The sequence below is a fragment of the Streptomyces sp. NPDC058880 genome (genome assembly GCF_042742535.1).
Classification (GTDB): Bacteria; Actinomycetota; Actinomycetes; order Streptomycetales; family Streptomycetaceae; genus Streptomyces.
Map to the genome: position 1 here is coordinate 1 of NZ_JBHYMC010000077.1, position 18,428 is coordinate 18,428.

An 18,428-nucleotide genomic window follows, 5' to 3' on the forward strand; every position below is an offset into this window, starting at 1 on the left:
CCCCTCGGGGTGCCGCCGCCCGGGCGTTCCCCGCTCCGTCACACCGCATCCGGCCCCAGCGGCATTCGAGGCGCCGGGCCCCGGCAGCGGTGCCGCACCTCGCCGCTCCTGCGTTCGGGCAAGCCCCCGAAAGGGAAAACCCCCTCCCGCGGAGCGCGGCGGTACGGCAGGATCACCAGATGGAGCACGCACGCGATCTCACGCTTCTACCGAAGGCCCACCTCCACCTGCATTTCACCGGGTCGATGCGACCATCGACCCTGCTGGAACTCGCCGACAAGTACGGGGTGCGCCTTCCGGACGCCCTGACCGGCGGGGAGCCGCCCAGGCTCCGCGCCACCGATGAGCGCGGCTGGTTCCGCTTCCAGCGGCTGTACGACGCCGCCCGCTCCTGCCTGCGCGAGCCCGACGACATCCGGCGGCTGGTCCGCGAGGCCGCCGAGGAGGATGTGCGGGACGGCAGCGGCTGGCTGGAGATCCAGGTGGATCCCACCTCCTACGCCCCGATGCTCGGCGGGATGATCCCGGCCGTCGAGATCATCCTCGACGCCGTCGACGCGGCCTCCCGCGAGACCGGGCTGGGGATGCGGGTGCTCATCGCCGCGAACCGCATGAAGCACCCCCTCGACGCGCGCACCCTGGCCCGGCTCGCCGTGCGCTACGCCGACCGCGGCGTCGTGGGGTTCGGCCTGTCCAACGACGAGCGCCGCGGCATGGCCCGGGACTTCGACCGCGCCTTCGCCATCGCCCGCGACGGCGGGCTCCTCGCGGCCCCGCACGGCGGCGAGCTCACCGGCCCGTCCTCGGTCCGCGACTGCCTCGACGACCTGTACGCCGCCCGCATCGGGCACGGCGTGCGGGCGGCGGAGGACCCCCGGCTGCTGCAGCGGCTCGCCGACCGGCAGATCACCTGCGAGGTCTGTCCGGCGTCCAACGTGGCCCTGGGCGTGTACGAGCGGCCCGAGGACGTCCCGCTGCGCACACTGTTCGAGGCCGGTGTACCGATGGCGCTGGGCGCGGACGACCCACTGCTGTTCGGGTCCCGGCTCGCGGCGCAGTACGAGATCGCCCGCCGCCACCACGGCTTCACGGACGCGGAGCTCGCCGAGCTGGCCCGTCAGTCGGTGCGCGGGAGCGCCGCGCCGGACGACGTGCAGGCGAAGCTGCTGGCGGGGATCGACCACTGGCTCACCGGGTGAGCCGCAGGTCCCCCTCGTGGCAGTCGGCACGCACCCGGCGGCCGTCGGGGAAGCCGATCTCCAGGTGGGTGCGGCCCTGCTCGGGCAGCGCGAACTCGGCGACCGAGGAGACGATCTCGCCCAGGTGCCGCAGGAAGGGGTGGTCGCCGAGGTCCTCTCCGACCTCGATGCGGCCCCATTCGCCCATGTCGTACGGCGCGTGGGGCGAGCCGGACTCGACGATGAGGCACCAGTCGGAGCCGGTGGTGATCCGGATGGAGTCGCCGACGCTGTCGATCAGCCAGACGTCGAGCGGGGACTCGGAGCGTTCGCCGTCGCTGACGTGCCAGGACGCGACGACCCTGCTGAGCGTGCGACCCACGAGCCGAGTGGGGTCCGTACCGGCCCCGTGACGGGGACAGAGCATGGGCGGCCGGGACTCCTCAGATGCTGACGCCGACCGTCACCGGCTCGTTGACGAGGGTGACGCCGAAGGCCGCTTGGACGCCCGCGACGACCTCGCGGGCCAGGGTGAGGAGGTCCTCGGTGGTGGCCTCGCCGCGGTTGGTGAGGGCGAGGGTGTGCTTGGTGGAGATGCGTGCCGGGCCGGTGCCGTAGCCCTTGGCGAAGCCGGCCCTGTCGATCAGCCAGGCCGCGCTGGTCTTCGTACGGCCCTCACCGGCGGGGTAGGCGGGCGGTGCGGTGTCGGGGCCGAGGCGGTCCTGGACGCGGGCCAGGAAGGCGGCGTAGGCCTCGTCGGTCAGGATCGGGTTGTGGAAGAAGGAGCCGGCCGACCACGTGTCATGGTCGGCGGGGTCGAGGACCATGCCCTTGCCCGCGCGCAGCCGCAGCACGGTCTCGCGGGCGGTGGCGGCGGGGACCCGGTCGCCGGCCCCGACGCCGAGGGCGCGGGCGGTCTCGGGGTACTTGATCGGCGCCGAGAGCCCGCCGGCGTCCTCCAGGGCGAAGCGCACGCGCAGGACGACGTAGCGGTCGGGCTGGTCCTTGAAGGTGCTGTTGCGGTACCGGAAGGCGCACTCGGCGGCGGTCAGGGTGACCGTTTCGCCGGTGGTGCGGTCGTAGGCGACGACCTCGGTGATGGTGTCGCAGACCTCCTGGCCGTACGCCCCGACATTCTGGATCGGAGTGGCACCGGCCGAGCCGGGGATGCCGGCGAGGCACTCGATGCCGGCGAGGCCGGCTTCGACGGTGCGGGCGACGGCGTCGCTCCAGTTCTCGCCGGCGGCGAGCTCCAGGTGGGTGCCGTCCAGGTGGAATCCGGTGGTCGCGATGCGCAGGGCGGTGCCGTCGAAGCCCCGGTCGCCGATGACGAGGTTGCTGCCGCCACCGATGACCAGAAGGGGGGTGCCGCTCTCGTCCGCCGCACGGACGGTGGCGATCACCTCGGCGTCGGTGGTTGCGGTGACCAGGCGGGCGGCGGGACCACCGAGACGGAAGGTGGTCAGCGGGGCGAGGGGGGCGTCGTGGAGTTCCTGCACGGGGACAAGAGTACGGTCCGTGCCCCTCGCATCCCTGCGGGGCCACGGACCGCACTCGCTCCTCCCCCCTACCGCCCGGGTCAGCGGCCCGCCGTCCGCTCGGCGAGGCGCCGCTCGGCCTCGGGCCAGCCCAGGGGCAGCTCGGTGGCGGGGACGGTCCAGTGCGTGAAGACGGATTCCCGCATGTACGCGCTGGCTGCGCGGGCACTGGAGCGGTGGGGCTCGCTGCGGGCGAACCGGTACAGCGCGTCGCGGTCCTCCCACGCGGAGAGGGTGAGGAAGGTGCGGCGCAGGACGCGCGCCCGCAGGGCGGCGCCGTGGGCGCCGGGGGCCCTGCGCATCTGGCGGATGATGCCGGGGGACTTCAGGAGGAACCTGACGGCCCCGAGGAGGGTGGTGGTCTCGAAGCGGGAGGCCATGACGTGGACCTCGGCGCCGGGGGCGGCGGGCGTGGGTGTGGACCAGGGGATGTCGGGCATGGGGTGCTCTCCTTCCGTGGTGCGGCTGTGTGGGAGCCGCGAGGGCCTGATCGGGCGGGCGGGTGCCGTGGCCGCGCGGATCACCCGGCGGCGGAGACCTGGTCCGCGGCTCCGGCCGGGGCGGCCGCGGGTACGGCGCCGGGCAGGGGGGCGGGCGCGTTCTCGGCCCTGCGGGGCACCAGGAGGGCCAGCGCGGCGGCGAGCGCGACGGCCGCGGCGCCGATCCACAGGGCGGGGACGGTGCCGTCGGTGAACGCCTGCGGGGACGCGTAGCCGCCCCGGGCGGAGAAGACCGAGGCCAGGACGGCCACGCCGAGGGCTCCGCCGACCTCGCGCAGGGCGTTGTTGGTGCCGGAGGCCTTGCCCTGGTCGGCGGGGCGCACGGTGGACATCAGGACGTTGGCCGCGGGGGCGAAGTAGAGGGCCATGCCGATCCCGCTGAGGATCAGCGGCGGCAGCTGCGCGGCGTACGAGACGTCCGTGCTCAGGACCGCGGCGAACCAGCCGAGGCCGAGTGCCTGGAAGGCCAGGCCGGCGGCGACCACGGGGCGGCCGCCGATGCGGTCGGAGAGGATCCCGGCCAGCGGGGCCACGATCATCGGCATCCCGGTCCAGGGGAGCATGCGCAGGCCGGCTTCGGTGGGCGAGTACCCCGCGACGCCCTGAAGGAACTGGCTGAGCAGGAAGATCGAGCCGAACATGCCGAGGAACATCAGCAGGCTGGCCAGGTTGATCCCCAGGAAGCCGCGGTCGCGGAAGAGCCGCATGGGGAGGACCGGGTCGGCGTCGGTGAAGCCGTGGCGGACGAAGGCGGCGACGAGTGCGGCTCCGACGATCAGGCCGGCGAGCACGGGGGTGCTGGTCCAGCCCTCGGAGTTGGCGTTGACCAGGCCGTAGACGATGCCGAAGAGGCCGCCGCTGACGAGCAGGGTGCCGGGGACGTCGAGGCGGGCTCCCGGGACGGTGGACTCGGCGAGGCGCAGGCGGGCGAGCGGGATCAGGGCCAGGCCTATGGGCACGTTGAGCCAGAAGATCCACTGCCAGGAGATGTGCTCGGTGAGACTGCCGCCGATGAGGGGGCCGCTGGCGACGGCGAGGCCGGTGACGGCGCCGTAGATGCCGAGGGCCATGCCGCGCCGGGCCGCCGGGACGGCGGCGGTCAGCAGGGTGAGGGTGAGCGGCATCATGACGGCGGCTCCCACGCCCTGCACGGCGCGGGCGGCGATGAGCGCGTCGATCCCGGGCGAGAGGGCGGCCGCCGCGGAGGCGCCGGTGAAGACGGCGAGGCCGGCGATGAACAGCCGCCGGCGGCCGAAGCGATCGCCGAGGGCGGCGCCGAACATGAGGAGGACGGCGAAGGTGAGCGTGTAGGCGTTCACCGTCCACTCCAGGTCCTCCAGCCGGCCGCCGAGGTCCGCACGGATGGCGGGCAGGGCGGTGGTCACCACCAGGTTGTCGAGTGCGGCCATGAAGCTGGCCACGCCGGTGAGGACGAGGGCCCAGACGGCGGGCCCGCGCAGTCTGGTGTCGGTGTCCTTGTCGGTGCCGGGTACCTGCATGATTCCCCCTACAAGTTGTTAGTTATCACTGACTAACTTTCTGGCCCATGCGGATGCGCGCACGGATCGCGCACTTCCTTCACCCCTCCGGACGGCCGGCGACCCGGGTCTCGGGATAGAACCCCTGCCAGACCCTGTGCTCGGGCGGGAACCCCATGGCGGCCAAGGTGTTGATCAGCATTCCGTAGGCCATGAAGGTCGTCGTCTCCCCCGCGTCCGCGCCCAGCGACAGATGGACGGTGTCCCAGAGCTCCGTCCAGCCGGCACGGACCAGCTCGCCGAGCTCGCGGTCCCCGGCCGCCTCGGCGGCGGCGACGGCCACGTACATCTGCAGCTGCATCTGCAGCTTGTCGGGATCCTCGACGATCAACCGGGTGTATGCGTTCGCCATGGCCTGCTGGGCCTCTTCGCCGTGCAGCCCTTCGACGGCTGCGGCGAAGACGTCGCACGTCTCCCTCAGGCAGCGCTGGGACGCGGCCAGGAAGATCGCCTGCTTACTGGGGAAGAGTCGGAAGAGGTACGGCTGCGAGACGCCCACCCGCTTGGCGATCGCCTCGGTGGAGGTCCCGTGGTACCCACCCCGGGCGAACTCGTGCATCGCCGCACGGATGACGCTCTCACGCCGCTCGTCTGCACTCATCCTTGCCATGCCATGAAGTTAGTGCTCAATCACTAACTTCGTCAAGGGGCGCCGCGGGCCGCTCGGGCAGAAGGGTGCCGGGACGGAGCGGGGCGCCGAGGAGGCGGCCCCGCCCCCTCGGACACCCGGGCACCGAGCCCCTCAGGCCCTCAGGCCCTCAGGCCCTCAGGCGAGTGCAACCACCGCGCGGGACATGCCGAGGACCTTCTGGCCGGCGCTCATGGCCGTCAGGTCGACTCGTACGCGGTTGTCGTCCAGCTTCGCCGCGACCTTGGCGGTGACCTCGATCAGGCCGCCCTGCTCGTCGTTGGGGACCACGACGGGCTTGGTGAAGCGCACGCCGTACTCCACCACCGCGCCCGGGTCACCCGCCCAGTCGGTGACCACGCGGATGGCCTCGGCCATGGTGAACATGCCGTGCGCGATCACGTCCGGCAGTCCGACCTCCTTGGCGAACTTCTCGTTCCAGTGGATCGGGTTGAAGTCGCCCGAGGCGCCGGCGTACTGCACGAGCGTGGCACGCGTCACGGGGAAGGACGCGGCGGGCAGCTCGGTGCCGACCTCGACGTCGGCGTACTTGATCTGCGCTGCCATGTCAGGCCTCCTCGGGGGCGCGGGAGACGAGCTTCGTCCACGCCGTCACCACGTGCTCGCCGGTCTCGTCGTGGACCTCGCCGCGGATGTCGATGATGTCGTTGCCCGCGAGCGACTTCACGGCCTCGATGGTGGAAGTCACCGACAGCCGGTCACCGGCACGCACAGGGCGGGAGTAGGCGAACTTCTGGTCGCCGTGCACGACGCGGCTGTAGTCCAGCCCCAGCTGCGGGTCCTCGACGACCTGGCCGGCCGCCTTGAACGTGATGGCGAACACGAAAGTGGGCGGCGCGATCACATCGGAGTGGCCGTAGGCCTTGGCCGCTTCGGGGTCGGTGTAGACGGGATTGGCATCGCCCACCGCGACCGCGAATTCGCGGATCTTCTCCCGGCCGACCTCGTACGGATCGGTGGGCGGGTAGCTCCGCCCCACGAAGGACTGGTCGAGAGCCATGACTCACTACCTCCTGTTGAAGGGACACGAAACACACAGGGACAAAGACAGGAACGGGCACGGAAACGACAGGAGGCCGCCCCCAATGAAGGGGACGACCTCATGACGGTGCCTGTATTCGAGACTTCGCCTGGGTCAGCGGGTCTCGCGGTGCGCGGTGTGCGAGTTGCAGCGCGGGCAGTGCTTCTTCATCTCCATGCGGTCCGGGTTGTTACGCCGGTTCTTCTTGGTGATGTAGTTCCGCTCCTTGCACTCCACGCAGGCCAGCGTGATCTTCGGGCGGACGTCGGTGGCAGCCACGTGAGTGCTCCTTGACGGACTATGGGACGGATGAACGCATAAAAGAGTAGCCGATCGGGAGACCGACCCCGCAATCGGCTACTGTGGGTAGCGGCGACCGGACTTGAACCGGTGACACAGCGATTATGAGCCGCTTGCTCTACCGACTGAGCTACGCCGCTTTGATGTGATCAGCTCCCCACCCGAGGGTGGGGAACCTCTCTCACCAGAGCCCCAATGCGGAATCGAACCGCAGACCTTCTCCTTACCATGGAGACGCTCTACCGACTGAGCTATTGGGGCGAGCGATGAAGACATTACACGGTTGCCCGCCGATCGCCCAAATCCTTTGCGGGAACTGGGCCCCGAGGGGGTTCTGAAGCCTCTCCCGGTCAACTCGCCGGCCACTCCCGCCCCACTTCCCCCGCAGTTTGTGCGCGGGCTCACACCGGGCGCTCACTCTTCGCGGCCGGCGCGGGTGCGCGGGCGCCCTGGCGCGGAGGAGCGCAAGCGCGCCGGCGCGGAGGCACCACACCGGTACGACTATTGCGCTCCTGCGCGAAGCGGAGCATGCCGCGCCCTAGGCTCGGAGCACGCTGCGTGATCTTGGGCCGAGGGCCGCGGCCACGGCCCCAGGGACCGCCCGAGCCACCGCAGGAGCGCGATGTCCGACAGCCAGCCGCAGCAGCCGTCCCCCTCCCCCCGCGGCGGCAACGGCAACGGCAGCGCGGCTGCCGCCGAGGCCACCACCCTGCTCCTCGCCGGGGCCCGCCTCACGGACGGCCGCACCGTCGACGTCCGCCTCGGCGGCGGCCGGATCCAGGCCGTCGGGACCACCGGCAGCCTGTCCTCCCCCGCGCTGTCCCGGGTGGACCTCAGCGGATACCTGCTGCTCCCCGCCCCCGCCGAGCCGCACGCCCACGGGGACACGGCGCTGACCGCCGACGGAGACGGCCCCGTCTCGTACGCCCCCGACGAGGTGCAGCGCCGCGCCACCGAAGCGGCGCTGCTCCAGCTCGGCCACGGCGCGACCGCCCTGCGCTCGCACGTGCGGATCGGCGGCGTGCACGGTCTCGGCCCCCTGGAAGCCGTGCTCCAGGCCCGGCGCTCACTGCGCGGGCTCGCCGACCTGACCGCGGTCGCCGTACCCCGGCTGCTGACCGGGGCGGCCGGAGCCGACGGGCTCGCCATGCTGCGGGACGCGGTCAAGATGGGCGCCGCGGTGATCGGCGGCTGCCCGGACCTGGACCCGGACCCCACGGGCTTCCTCGAAGCCGTGCTGGGGCTCGCCGACGAGCACGGCTGCCCCGTGGACCTGCACACGGACGGTGACGACCCGGCCCGCCTCTCCCGGCTCGCGGCGATGGCGGGCGGGCTGCGCCCCGGGGTGACCATCGGCCCCCTGGGCGGCCTCTCCCGGCTCCCGCTGGACACGGCGGCCCGCGCCGCGGACCAGCTCGCGGCGGCCGGCGTACGGGTGACCTGCCTGCCCCAGGGCGACTGCGCGGCGCTGGAGCGCCGCGGCCTGCGCACCGCCCCCGTACGACTGCTGCGGGCCGCCGGAGTGCCCGTCGCCGCCGGCAGCGGGGCGCTGCGGGACAGCGGCAACCCGGTCGGCCGCGGCGACCCGCTGGAGGCCGCTTACCTCCTTGCCTCCCAGGGCGGGCTCCGCCCCGGCGAGGCCTACGAATCCGTCAGCGCCCGCGCCCGCGAGGCCATGGGCCTGCCGGAGGTGCGGGTGGAGGCCGGCTTCCCGGCGGAGCTGCTCGCCGTACGGGGCGACCGGATCTCGGGCGTGCTGTCCCTCGCGTACAGCCGGATCGTGATCCACCGCGGGCGGGTGGTGGCCCGGACGAGCGCGGTAAGGGAGTACTGCGACTCCGCCGTCGCGGTGGCCCTGGACCTGCCCCGGCAGGGCCGCACGGAGGCCGGGCCCTGAGGGGTGTCTTCCCGGGCGGGGGCGCCCGGCTCGTCGTACCGTCGGGACATGCGCATCGTCATCGCGGGTGGACACGGTCGGATCGCGCTGCGGCTGGAGCGCCTGCTCGCCGCGCGCGGGTACGAGGTCGCGGGCATCATCCGCGACCTCGAACAGGGTGACGACCTCAGGGAAGCGGGCGCCGAACCGGTGCTCTGCGATCTGGAGTCGGCCACGGTGGAGCACGTGGCGGGGATCCTGCAGGGTGCGGACGTGGCGGTGTTCGCGGCGGGCGCCGGCCCCGGCAGCGGCGCCGGGCGCAAGGACACCGTGGACCGGGGTGCGGCGGTGCTGTTCGCCGATGCGGCCGAACGGGCCCGCGTCCGCCGGTTCCTGATGGTCTCTTCGATGGGCGCGGACGCCCACCACGAGGGCGACGAGGTCTTCGACGTCTACTTGCGGGCGAAGGGCGAGGCCGACGACCACGTACGGACCCGGCTGGGCCTGGAGTGGACGGTCCTGCGCCCCGGATCACTGCTCGACGACGCCGGACAGGGGCAGGTGCGCCTGGAGGCGCGGACGGGCCGGGGGACGGTGCCGCGCGACGACGTGGCGGCGGTCCTGGCCGAGCTGGTGGAGACGCCCGCGACGGCGGGCCTGACCCTGGAGCTGATCTCCGGCTCGACCCCGGTCCAGGTCGCCGTGAAGGGCGTGGCGGGCAACTGACGACCCGGCGGAAGGGCGGGCACCCGGCGCCGGCCCTCCCGCCCGCGGCTCAGAACTGCGCTTGCAGCGTGTCGTCGGAGCGCCCGACGGAGTCCTGCTGGTAGCGGCGCTCGTACGTGTCACGGATCCGCTCGATGCGCACGCTGCGCTCGTCGGCCTCCTTCTCCGGGTACAGCAGGACCACTTCGTAGGAGGTCTCCCGGACGATCCTGTCGTCCCCGCCGCGCCACTGGCCGTACCCGTCGTGGAGGGTCAGCCCCTCGGGAAAGGCGGGGGTGATCTCCCGGTCCAGGAACCGCATGAACTCCCGCTCCGCAACCGGGTCCCGGCCGTCGGCCCGTGCCGTGCCGAAGTACAGCCGGGTCTCCCGGTAGGGCTCCCCCACGTCCGTGTGCAGGGCGGCTCCCACCAGAGCCGGAATCCCCGCGCCGAGCAGGGCCACGAGTACCCCGCCGCCCACCTTCCCCCGCGTGTCAGATGTCCATTTCACCCCCGGTGAACGACCGGGAGCCGCCGACGATGCGGCCGGGCGCCCCCACGGCGCTGCCAGGAATGCGAAAGAACCCCCGTCCACTGCGCTTTCGCAGATGAACGAGGGTTCCACTCGCGTGGCGGCGCCAGGATTCGAACCTGGGTAGGCTAAGCCGACGGATTTACAGTCCGCTCCCATTGGCCACTCGGGCACACCGCCATGGGATGTCGCCTTCAAGACCGCTTTCCGCGGTTCTCCCTGGCAACGACGTAAACGATACCTGATGACCGGGGGTGCTTCGCCACCGGATTGATCAGCACCGCGGGCGGGCGCGGTGGCTAGGCTTTGCCGAGCGGTCCGGGGATGTCCGGCCGCGCCCTCCGGGGCGATCGCAATCGACTTCAAGGAGCCACAGCACATGGCCGACTCCAGTTTCGACATCGTCTCGAAGGTCGAGCGGCAGGAGGTCGACAACGCCCTCAACCAGGCCGCCAAGGAGCTCTCGCAGCGCTACGACTTCAAGGGCACCGGCGCCACCATCGCCTGGTCCGGCGAGAAGATCCTGATGGAGGCGAACTCCGAGGAGCGCGTCAAGGCCGTCCTCGACGTCTTCGAGACCAAGCTGGTCAAGCGCGGCATCTCGCTCAAGGCGCTCGACGCCGGTGAGCCGCAGCTGTCCGGCAAGGAATACAAGATCTTCGCCACGATCGAGGAGGGCATCTCCCAGGAGAACGCCAAGAAGGTCGCGAAGATCATCCGTGACGAGGGTCCGAAGGGCGTCAAGGCCCAGGTCCAGGGCGACGAGCTGCGCGTCAGCTCCAAGAGCCGTGACGACCTCCAGGCCGTCCAGGCCCTCCTCAAGGGCAAGGACCTGGACTTCGCGATCCAGTTCGTGAACTACCGCTGACCCGAGGTCCGCGACCTGTCACCACGCCGGCCCGGCGGTCCTCACCGACCGCCGGGCCGCGGTGATTGCGGGGTGCGTGGGGTGCGTGTGCCGGGCGCGTGCGGCGCGCGCGCTGCCGCGGGCTTCCGTGGGCACTTGGGCGGCGGGGAGTGCGCCCAGCACCGTGGGTGGCATCACATCACCGCGTGGCAGGGGGTTCTCGCATGCCTGGGGCCGGCACGTTTCGCGAAGACTTCGGGGCGTCCGTCGTCGTCGCACTGGTCGCCATCCCCCTGTGCGTCGGGGTGGCGGTCGCCTCCGGGGTGCAGGCCGAGCTGGGGATCGTCACCGGCGTCGTCGGAGGGTTGGTCACCGGCTGGTTCCGCGGGAGCTCCCTGCAGGTGAGCGGGCCAGCGGCCGGGCTCACCGTACTCGTCTACGAGGCGCTGCAAACGTACGGCACGGCCGCCCTCGGGGTGCTGGTGCTGGCCGCCGGCGTGCTCCAGCTGGGCATGGGGGCGCTGCGGCTCGGCCGGTGGTTCCGGGCGATCTCCGTGGCCGTGGTGCACGGGATGCTGGCCGGCATCGGGCTCGTGCTGATCGCCGGGCAGCTGTACGCCCTGGGTGACGCGGAGGCTCCCGGGCAGACCCTGGCGAAGCTGGGCGGTGTGCACGGGCTCGCGGCGCGGGCCGACTGGGCCGCTGCGCTGCTGGGGGTCGTGACCATCGCCGTCATGGTCGTGTGGCGCCGGGCGCCCGCCCGCCTGCGGGTGCTGCCGGGCGCGCTGGTCGGGGTGGCGGTCGCCGCCGCGGCGGCGGCCCTGCTGCGGCTGCCCGTCGAGATGGTGCGCGTGACAGGGGTGCTGGAGGCCGTGTCCCCGCCCGCCTGGGGCGAGTTCGGGGTACTGGCGTCCTTCGGCGCGGCCGGGACGGTGGTCGCGCTGGCACTGATCGCTTCCGCCGAGACGCTCTTCAGTGCCGCCGCCGTGGACCGGATGCACGACGGTCCCCGGACGGAGTACGACCAGGAGCTGATCGCCCAGGGCGTGGGCAACAGTGTCTGCGGGCTGCTCGGGGCGCTGCCGATGACCGCCGTGATCGTCCGCAGCGCCGCCAATGTGGAGGCCGGAGCGCGCACCCGGGCGTCCCGGGTGATGCACGGCGGCTGGCTGCTGCTCTTCGCCGTGGCCTTCCCCCAGGTACTGGAGAGTGTGCCGCTGGCCGCTCTGGCCGGAGTGCTCCTGTACGCGGGGTGGAAGCTGCTGCCGGTCAGGTCGGTGGCCGCGCTGTGGCGCACGCACCGGGGCGAGGCGGTGGTGCTGGTCGCCACGGCCGGCGCGATCGTGGTCACCAACCTGTTCGAGGGGGTGCTGTTCGGGCTGGGCCTAGCCATCGCCAAGGCGGCCTGGGAGACCTCCCATGTGCACGTCGAGGAGGTGTGGGAGGGCGAGGAGCTGTGCGTGCGGGTCATCGGGAACGCGAGCTTCCTGCGGCTGCCCAAACTGCTCGACGCCCTGGACGCGCTGCCGCACGGGCAGCCGGTGCGGCTGGACCTGAGCGGGCTGCGCCATCTCGACCACGCCTGCCTGACCGCCCTGGAGGGCTGGGAGCGCACCCGGACGCCGCTCCCCGGCCGGGAGGGCGTCACCTAGCCCGGCTACCCTCCGCGCGTGGAGAACGAGCTGAAACGCACCCTGGGGGTTTCCGACGCGGTCGTCGTCGGGCTCGGAGCGATGGTCGGCGCCGGCGTCTTCGCGGCCTTCGCCCCGGCCGCGCGGGCCGCGGGCGGGGCGCTCCTCGCCGCCCTCGCGGTGGCGGCCGTGGTGGCCTACTGCAACGCGCTCTCCTCGGCGCGGCTGGCCGCCCGCTACCCGGCCTCCGGCGGCACCTACGTGTACGGGCGGGAGCGGCTCGGACCCTTCTGGGGCTGGCTGGCCGGCTGGGGCTTCGTGATCGGCAAGACCGCGTCCTGCGCGGCGATGGCACTGACGGTCGGTGCGTACGTGTGGCCCGGGCACGAGCACGCCGTGGCCGTGGCTGCGGTGGTGGCGATCACCGCCGCGAGCTACGGCGGGGTCCAGAAGTCCGCCCGGATCGCCCGGCTGATCGTGGCGGCGGTCCTGGCGGTGCTGGCCGGGGTGGTGATGGTGTGCCTGTCCTCGGAAGTGGCACGGCCGGAGCGGCTCGCCGGGGCCCAGTGGTCCCTCTTCGGTCTGTTGCAGGGCGCCGGCCTGCTGTTCTTCGCATTCGCGGGCTACGCGCGGATCACCACCCTGGGCGAGGAGGTGCGCGAGCCGGAACGCACGGTCCCGCGGGCGGTGCCGATCGCGCTGGGCATCGCGCTGCTGGTGTACGGGGCGGTTGGGGTGGCGGTGCTGTCGGTGCTCGGCGTCGAGGGGCTGGCCGGGTCGCCGGCCCCGCTGGCGGACGCGGTCCGGGCGGCGGGTGCGCCGGGACTGGCGCCGGTCGTCCGGGCGGGTGCGGCCCTGGCCGCGCTGGGCTCGCTCCTGGCTCTCGTGCTCGGGGTGTCGCGGACGGTGCTGGCGATGGCCCGGGACGGCCGCCTGCCGCGTGCGCTGGCCGCCGTGCATCCCCGGCACCGGCTGCCGCACCATGCCGAGCTCGCGGTGGGCGTGGTCGTGGCGGTGCTCGCGGCCACCGCCGACCTGCGGGGCGCGATCGGTTTCTCCTCCTTCGGAGTGCTCGCCTACTACGCGATCGCGAACGCTTCCGCCTGGACTCTCGATTCAGGTGTCAAGGGGCGGGCCGTGGCGGCGGTCGGACTGTCCGGCTGTGTGGTGCTGGCGTGTGCGCTGCCCCTCGCGTCGGCGGTCGCGGGGGCCGCGGTGCTGGCTCTGGGTGCGCTGGCCTACCGAGTGCCGGGCTCGTTCAGGGCCGGGGGCTGAACTCCGCCCGGGGCGCGGGTTCCAGGTCCGGGCCGCATTCCGCCGCCCTCGGCGCGGACGGCCTCCTGGGGGCCCAACGGGGCGGGCGGGCACTTTCCACGGGCCCGCGGGGAGTTGCGCGCACGGTCTGTGATGTGCTCCGGCAACTGCTTGGTTTCGTCCATGCGTTCATGCGTTCATGCGTTCATGGTGACGCACACCGCCGACCACGCGCCCGCCCTGTGGAAAACCGCGCCGCGGACGGGCCTGGCCCGTCCGCGGCGCGGTGTCGAACTGTCGCTTCCGCAGTGTCAGCGGGAGGCGAACGGGGCGTCCGTGGGGACGATCTCGCGGCCCAGCGGGAGCAGCGAGAGCGGGACCATCTTGAAGTTGGCGATGCCGAACGGGATGCCGATGATCGTGAGGCAGAGGGCGATGCCGGTGGCGATGTGGCCGAGGGCCAGCCACCAGCCGGCCAGCACCAGCCACAGGACGTTGCCGATGCAGGACGGGGCGCCCGCATCGTGGCGCTCGACCGTGGTGTAGCCGAACGGCCAGAGCGCGTAGACCGCGATGCGGAAGGCGGCGATGCCGAACGGGATGCCGATGATGGTGATGCAGAGGAGCACACCCGCGAGCAGGTATCCCAGGAACAGCCAGATGCCGCTGAGGATGAGCCAGATGACGTTCAGGATTGTCTTCATTGGCGGCGGCCTGCCATCTGTTCGAGCCGGGCGATGCGCTCGGCCATCGGAGGGTGGGTGGAGAACATCTTGGAAAGTCCCGCGCCGGGCCGGAACGGGTTGGCGATCATCATATGACTCGCTGTTTCCAGACGGGGCTCCGGCGGCAGCGGGAGTTGCTTGGTCCCGGCGTCGAGCTTGCGCAGGGCGCTGGCCAGGGCCAGCGGGTCCCCGGTGAGCTGCGCTCCGGAGGCGTCGGCCTCGTACTCGCGCGAGCGGCTGATGGCCAGCTGGATCACCGAGGCGGCCAGCGGGCCCAGGATCATGATCAGCAGCAGGCCGATCAGCCCGGGGCCCTCGTCGTCGTTCGACCGGCCGATGGGGATGAGCCAGGCGAAGTTCACCAGGAACATGATCACCGAGGCGAGCGCCCCGGCCACCGAGGAGATGAGGATGTCGCGGTTGTAGACGTGGCTGAGCTCGTGACCGATGACCCCGCGCAGCTCGCGCTCGTCGAGGATGCGCAGGATGCCCTCGGTGCAGCAGACCGCGGCGTTGCGCGGGTTGCGGCCGGTGGCGAAGGCGTTCGGGGCCTCGGTGGGTGAGATGTAGAGCCGTGGCATGGGCTGGCGCGCGGACGTGGAGAGCTCGCGCACCATGCGGTAGAGCTGCGGCGCCTCGAACTCGCTCACGGGGCGGGCGCGCATCGCGCGCAGAGCCAGCTTGTCGCTGTTCCAGTACGCGTAGGCGTTCGTCCCGAGTGCGACGAGGACGGCGACGATCAGGCCGGTCCGTCCGAAGAAGCTGCCGATCAAGATGATGAGTGCGGACAGCCCGCCGAGGAGTACGGCGGTCTTGAGCCCGTTGTGCCGGCGGTGCACGGTACGCCCTCCAAGTGGTGCGGCAGGGGAGCCCGTCATGGATCTGAGGGTCTACGGTCCAGTGGACCCTCCCTTCCTGGTCAACGCGAGGTGACGGCGTCTGGTTCCCAGGGCGTGCCGGAGCGGCGGCCCGCCGCCGCCCCCTCGGCGGGGGTGGCGGGGCCGCCGCGCGCGTTACTCCGTACGGGGCAGCCGCCCCGCTCCGGCTACTGCGTGAAAAGGCTTCCCGACGCGACGCGCAGGACGAGCTGCGGGGCGCCCGAGAGGACGACCGCGGTGATCGCGGTCGCGACGATGGCCGCCGCAACCGGCCAGGGGGCCTTCGTACGGGCCTGTGCGCCCTCCGCGCCCTCGGGCACGCGGAAGAGCAGCGCCGTCCAGCGCAGGTAGTAGTACAGGGCGATGACGACGTTGACCGCCATGACCGCGGCCAGCCAGCCCAGGCCCGCGTCGACGGCGGACCGGAAGACGGTGACCTTGGCGAAGAGGCCGATGATGCCCGGCGGCAGACCTGCCAGGCAGAGCAGGAAGAAGGCGAGGGACAGCGCGGCCAGGGGGCGCTCGGCGTACAGGCCTCGGTAGTCGCTGATGCGGTGCAGCGGCTTGGTGCGGGCGACGAGGGCGGCCACGGCGAAGGCTCCGAGGTTCACGGCCGCGTACATGAGCGCGTAGGCGAGGGTGGAGCCGATCTGGTCGCGCTCGGCGTACGCCGCCGCGGCGATCGGGACCAGCAGGTAGCCGGCCTGGCCGACCGAGGACCAGGCGAGCAGCCGTACGGCGCTGTGCGGGCGGTCCGCGGACTGCCGCACGGCGGCGGCGTTGCCCAGGGTCATGGTGAGCGCGGCGAGGACTGCGACGGCCGGGCCCCAGACCTGCGCGTACGCCGGGAAGGCGATCACCGTGACGAGGATGAGGCCGGTGAAGCCGACGGCCTTGCCGATCACCGAGAGGTAGCCGGCGATGGGGAGGGGAGCTCCGACGTAGGTGTCGGGCACCCAGAAGTGGAAGGGGACGGCCGCGGTCTTGAACGCGAAGCCGACCAGGGTGAGCGCGACACCGGCCACGGCGAGGGTGTCGAACTGCCCGGGGACGTCCTCCAGGCGGTCCGCGACCTGGGTGAGGTGCAGCGAGCCGGTGACGGCGTAGACGAAGCTGACGCCCATCAGCGACACGGCGGTGGCCGTGACGGAGGACAGGAAGAACTTCAGGGCGGCCTCGGAGGAGAGGCGGTCGCCGCGGCGCATGCCCACGAGCGCGAAGGCGGGCAGGGAGGCGACCTCCAGCGCGACGATCAGGGTGGCGAGGTCGCGGGAGGCGGGCAGCAGGGCGGCGCCGGCGGCGGAGGAGAGCAGCAGGAACCAGTACTCGCCCGCGGGCATGCGCGTGTCGCGTACGGCGGTGACCGACAGGAGCGCGGTCAGCAGGGCGCCGGCCAGCACCAGGAACTGGACTACGAGCGTGAAGTGGTCGGCAACGTAGCTGCAGGCCTCGGGGTCGGCGGTGAGGCAGAAGGTGGCGCGGTCGCCGGAGCGCAGCGGCAGCAGGCAGGCAGTCGCGGCGGCCAGGCCGGCTACCGCGGTCCAGCCGAGGACCGGCTTGTGGCGCTCGGCGACGAAGAGGTCGGCGACGAGGACGGCCAGGCCGACGGCGGCGGTGATCACCACGGGTGCGATGGCGAGCCAGTCGACGGACTGGACCAGGCTGGGGGTCTCGGCCGCGAGGACCGTCAGGGCCGTCATGAGTTGCCTCCTGCGAGGAGCTGCTGAACGGCCGGATCGGTCAGGCCGAGGAGGAGCGCGGGCCACAGGCCGGCGAGGACGGTGAGGGCGACGAGCGGGGTCCAGGCGGCGAACTCGTGGCGCTGGACGTCCGCGACGGTGAGCTCGGGACCCGCTTTCGGGTCTCCCATGCAGACGCGCCGTACGACGACGAGCAGGTAGGCGGCGGTGAGCAGGGTGCCGAACGCGCCGACGGCCGTGTACGTGAGGAACGCGGCGCGGGACAGTCCTTCGGCCGGGTCGAAGGCGCCGAACAGGGCCAGCATCTCGCCCCAGAAGCCGGCCAGTCCCGGCAGGCCCAGGGAGGCGACGGCGGCGAAGGCGAGGAGCGCGCCGAGGCGGGGGGCGCGGCCGTAGAGGGCGGCTCCGGTGGCGCCGGCGAGGGTGTCGAGTTCGGCGGTGCCGTAGCGGTCCTTGAGGGCGCCGACCAGGAAGAAGAGCAGGCCGGTGATCAGGCCGTGCGCGATGTTGGCGAAGAGGGCGCCGTTGACTCCGGTGGGGGTCATGGACGCGATGCCGAGGAGGACGAAGCCCATGTGGCCGACGGAAGAGTAGGCGATGAGGCGCTTGAGGTCGCCCTTGTTCCCCTTGCGGGCCAGCGCCAGGCAGGCCAGCGACCCGTAGACGATGCCGACGACGGCGAAGGCGCCCAGGTAGGGGGCGAAAACGGCCATGCCGTCGGGGGTGGCGGGCAGCAGGATGCGGACGAACCCGTACGTGCCCATCTTGAGCAGGACTCCGGCCAGGAGGACGGATCCGACGGTGGGGGCGGCGGTGTGGGCGTCCGGCAGCCAGCTGTGCAGGGGCCACATCGGGGTCTTCACGGCGAGGCCGAGGCCGATGGAGAGGACGGCCAGCAGTTGGGTCGTGCGGGACAGTTCGCGGCCGTTGTCAGAGGCGAGTGCCACCATGTCGAATGTGTCCGCCGTCACACCGATGAGGAGGATGCCGAGCAACATGACGACGGAGCCGAGGAGCGTGTAGAGGATGAACTTCCAGGCGGCGGCCTGCCGCTGAGCACCGCCCCAGCGGGCGATGAGGAAGTACATCGGGATGAGGACCATCTCGAAGGCGAGGAAGAAGAGCAGCAGGTCGAGGACGGCGAAGGTCGCGAGGGTGCCGGACTCCAGGACGAGGAGCAGCGCGACGAAGGCCTTCGGGGAAGGGCCTGCGGGGAGCTTGGAGTAGCTGTAGAGCGCGCAGAGGAAGAACAGCAGCGCGGTCATCACGAGGAGGGGGAGCGAGATGCCGTCGACACCGAGGTGGATCCGGACGTCCAGCGCCGGGATCCAGCTGATGTCCGTCGTCGCCTGGAAGCGGGACGGTGCGTCGTGGTCGAAGCCGAGGGCGAGTGCGATCGCCGCGGCGAGGATCACGCCGGTCACGGTCACGCCGTGGCGGAGCACGGCCTGCTCGGGGCTGCGGCCCTTGAGGCCGGGCGGGGCCGGCAGGAGAGCCGCGACGGCGCCGAGGAGCGGCGCGGCCACGATGAACGCCAGAAGGAACTGCATCACGGA

19 protein-coding genes and 3 tRNA genes are annotated in these 18,428 nt (G+C 72.3%); 6 read left to right on the forward strand and 16 right to left on the reverse strand.

Annotation, left to right across the window (positions count from 1 at the left end; genetic code table 11):
* The first annotated feature begins 179 nt into the window (after positions 1-179).
* On the forward strand, positions 180-1,199 hold the full coding sequence (locus ACFW2G_RS29420; RefSeq protein WP_037918899.1) for an adenosine deaminase: 1,020 nt from the start codon (positions 180-182) through the stop codon (positions 1,197-1,199).
* Here ACFW2G_RS29420 and ACFW2G_RS29425 read toward each other — a convergent pair.
* The 10 genes from ACFW2G_RS29425 to ACFW2G_RS29470 form a co-directional block, all read right to left on the reverse strand.
* Positions 1,189-1,560, reverse strand: a complete 372-nt coding sequence (locus ACFW2G_RS29425; RefSeq protein WP_384581342.1) for a hypothetical protein — start codon at positions 1,558-1,560, stop codon at positions 1,189-1,191. The genes ACFW2G_RS29420 and ACFW2G_RS29425 overlap by 11 nt on opposite strands.
* A 61-nt stretch (positions 1,561-1,621) precedes the next feature.
* Entirely contained in the window at positions 1,622-2,761 is a 1,140-nt protein-coding gene (locus ACFW2G_RS29430; protein WP_384581359.1) for a UDP-N-acetylmuramate dehydrogenase, read from the reverse strand.
* Positions 2,758-3,156: a DUF3291 domain-containing protein gene (locus ACFW2G_RS29435; protein WP_384581344.1), complete on the reverse strand. Its 399-nt coding sequence runs from the start codon at positions 3,154-3,156 to the stop codon at positions 2,758-2,760. Before ACFW2G_RS29435 ends, ACFW2G_RS29430 begins: the two co-directional genes overlap by 4 nt.
* Before the next feature lie 80 nt (positions 3,157-3,236).
* Positions 3,237-4,715, reverse strand: a complete 1,479-nt coding sequence (locus ACFW2G_RS29440; RefSeq protein ID WP_384581346.1) for a DHA2 family efflux MFS transporter permease subunit — start codon at positions 4,713-4,715, stop codon at positions 3,237-3,239.
* 79 nt (positions 4,716-4,794) lie between these two features.
* The gene (locus ACFW2G_RS29445) at positions 4,795-5,364 is read right to left on the reverse strand and encodes a TetR/AcrR family transcriptional regulator (RefSeq protein ID WP_106967542.1); all 570 of its coding nucleotides are present in this window, start codon (positions 5,362-5,364) and stop codon (positions 4,795-4,797) included.
* A gap of 156 nt (positions 5,365-5,520) precedes the next feature.
* Positions 5,521-5,949: a MaoC family dehydratase gene (locus ACFW2G_RS29450; protein ID WP_037918894.1), complete on the reverse strand. Its 429-nt coding sequence runs from the start codon at positions 5,947-5,949 to the stop codon at positions 5,521-5,523.
* Position 5,950: 1 nt separating this feature from the next.
* Positions 5,951-6,403 (reverse strand): MaoC family dehydratase N-terminal domain-containing protein, encoded by a 453-nt coding sequence (locus ACFW2G_RS29455; RefSeq protein ID WP_037918893.1) that lies wholly within the window; start codon positions 6,401-6,403, stop codon positions 5,951-5,953.
* Positions 6,404-6,538: 135 nt separating this feature from the next.
* Entirely contained in the window at positions 6,539-6,703 is a 165-nt protein-coding gene (rpmG, locus tag ACFW2G_RS29460) for a 50S ribosomal protein L33 (protein ID WP_007265873.1), read from the reverse strand.
* 88 nt (positions 6,704-6,791) lie between these two features.
* Positions 6,792-6,864 (reverse strand) — tRNA-Met (locus ACFW2G_RS29465).
* Positions 6,865-6,912: 48 nt separating this feature from the next.
* Positions 6,913-6,985 (reverse strand) — tRNA-Thr (locus tag ACFW2G_RS29470).
* Between the two features lie 361 nt (positions 6,986-7,346).
* Between ACFW2G_RS29470 and ACFW2G_RS29475 the strand changes: the two genes are divergently transcribed.
* Complete coding sequence (locus tag ACFW2G_RS29475) at positions 7,347-8,621, forward strand: amidohydrolase family protein (RefSeq protein WP_384451584.1); 1,275 nt, start codon at positions 7,347-7,349, stop codon at positions 8,619-8,621.
* 48 nt (positions 8,622-8,669) lie between these two features.
* Entirely contained in the window at positions 8,670-9,326 is a 657-nt protein-coding gene (locus ACFW2G_RS29480) for an SDR family oxidoreductase (protein WP_037918891.1), read from the forward strand.
* A gap of 49 nt (positions 9,327-9,375) precedes the next feature.
* Here the strand turns inward: ACFW2G_RS29480 and ACFW2G_RS29485 are convergent, their stop codons facing one another.
* The gene (locus tag ACFW2G_RS29485; RefSeq protein WP_052030267.1) at positions 9,376-9,786 is read right to left on the reverse strand and encodes a DUF3574 domain-containing protein; all 411 of its coding nucleotides are present in this window, start codon (positions 9,784-9,786) and stop codon (positions 9,376-9,378) included.
* Positions 9,787-9,935: 149 nt separating this feature from the next.
* Positions 9,936-10,017, reverse strand: a tRNA-Tyr gene (locus tag ACFW2G_RS29490).
* Between the two features lie 199 nt (positions 10,018-10,216).
* Here ACFW2G_RS29490 and ACFW2G_RS29495 point away from each other — a divergent pair.
* The 3 genes from ACFW2G_RS29495 (at position 10,217) to ACFW2G_RS29505 (ending at position 13,590) form a co-directional block, all read left to right on the forward strand.
* Positions 10,217-10,705, forward strand: coding sequence for a YajQ family cyclic di-GMP-binding protein (locus ACFW2G_RS29495; RefSeq protein ID WP_030030284.1), 489 nt, complete (start codon positions 10,217-10,219; stop codon positions 10,703-10,705).
* Between the two features lie 203 nt (positions 10,706-10,908).
* Positions 10,909-12,336, forward strand: coding sequence for a SulP family inorganic anion transporter (locus ACFW2G_RS29500; protein ID WP_384581348.1), 1,428 nt, complete (start codon positions 10,909-10,911; stop codon positions 12,334-12,336).
* A gap of 18 nt (positions 12,337-12,354) precedes the next feature.
* Complete coding sequence (locus tag ACFW2G_RS29505) at positions 12,355-13,590, forward strand: APC family permease (protein WP_384581350.1); 1,236 nt, start codon at positions 12,355-12,357, stop codon at positions 13,588-13,590.
* Between the two features lie 290 nt (positions 13,591-13,880).
* On the opposite strand, the gene ACFW2G_RS29510 is transcribed toward ACFW2G_RS29505, so the two are convergent.
* The 4 genes from ACFW2G_RS29510 to ACFW2G_RS29525 form a co-directional block, all read right to left on the reverse strand.
* Positions 13,881-14,273, reverse strand: coding sequence for a YccF domain-containing protein (locus ACFW2G_RS29510; RefSeq protein ID WP_037918887.1), 393 nt, complete (start codon positions 14,271-14,273; stop codon positions 13,881-13,883).
* Entirely contained in the window at positions 14,270-15,133 is an 864-nt protein-coding gene (gene htpX / locus ACFW2G_RS29515) for a zinc metalloprotease HtpX (protein WP_037918886.1), read from the reverse strand. Before htpX ends, ACFW2G_RS29510 begins: the two co-directional genes overlap by 4 nt.
* Positions 15,134-15,339: 206 nt before the next feature.
* The gene (locus ACFW2G_RS29520) at positions 15,340-16,872 is read right to left on the reverse strand and encodes an NADH-quinone oxidoreductase subunit N (protein WP_078556102.1); all 1,533 of its coding nucleotides are present in this window, start codon (positions 16,870-16,872) and stop codon (positions 15,340-15,342) included.
* Entirely contained in the window at positions 16,869-18,422 is a 1,554-nt protein-coding gene (locus ACFW2G_RS29525) for a NuoM family protein (protein ID WP_384581361.1), read from the reverse strand. Before ACFW2G_RS29525 ends, ACFW2G_RS29520 begins: the two co-directional genes overlap by 4 nt.
* Positions 18,423-18,428: the final 6 nt, after the last annotated feature.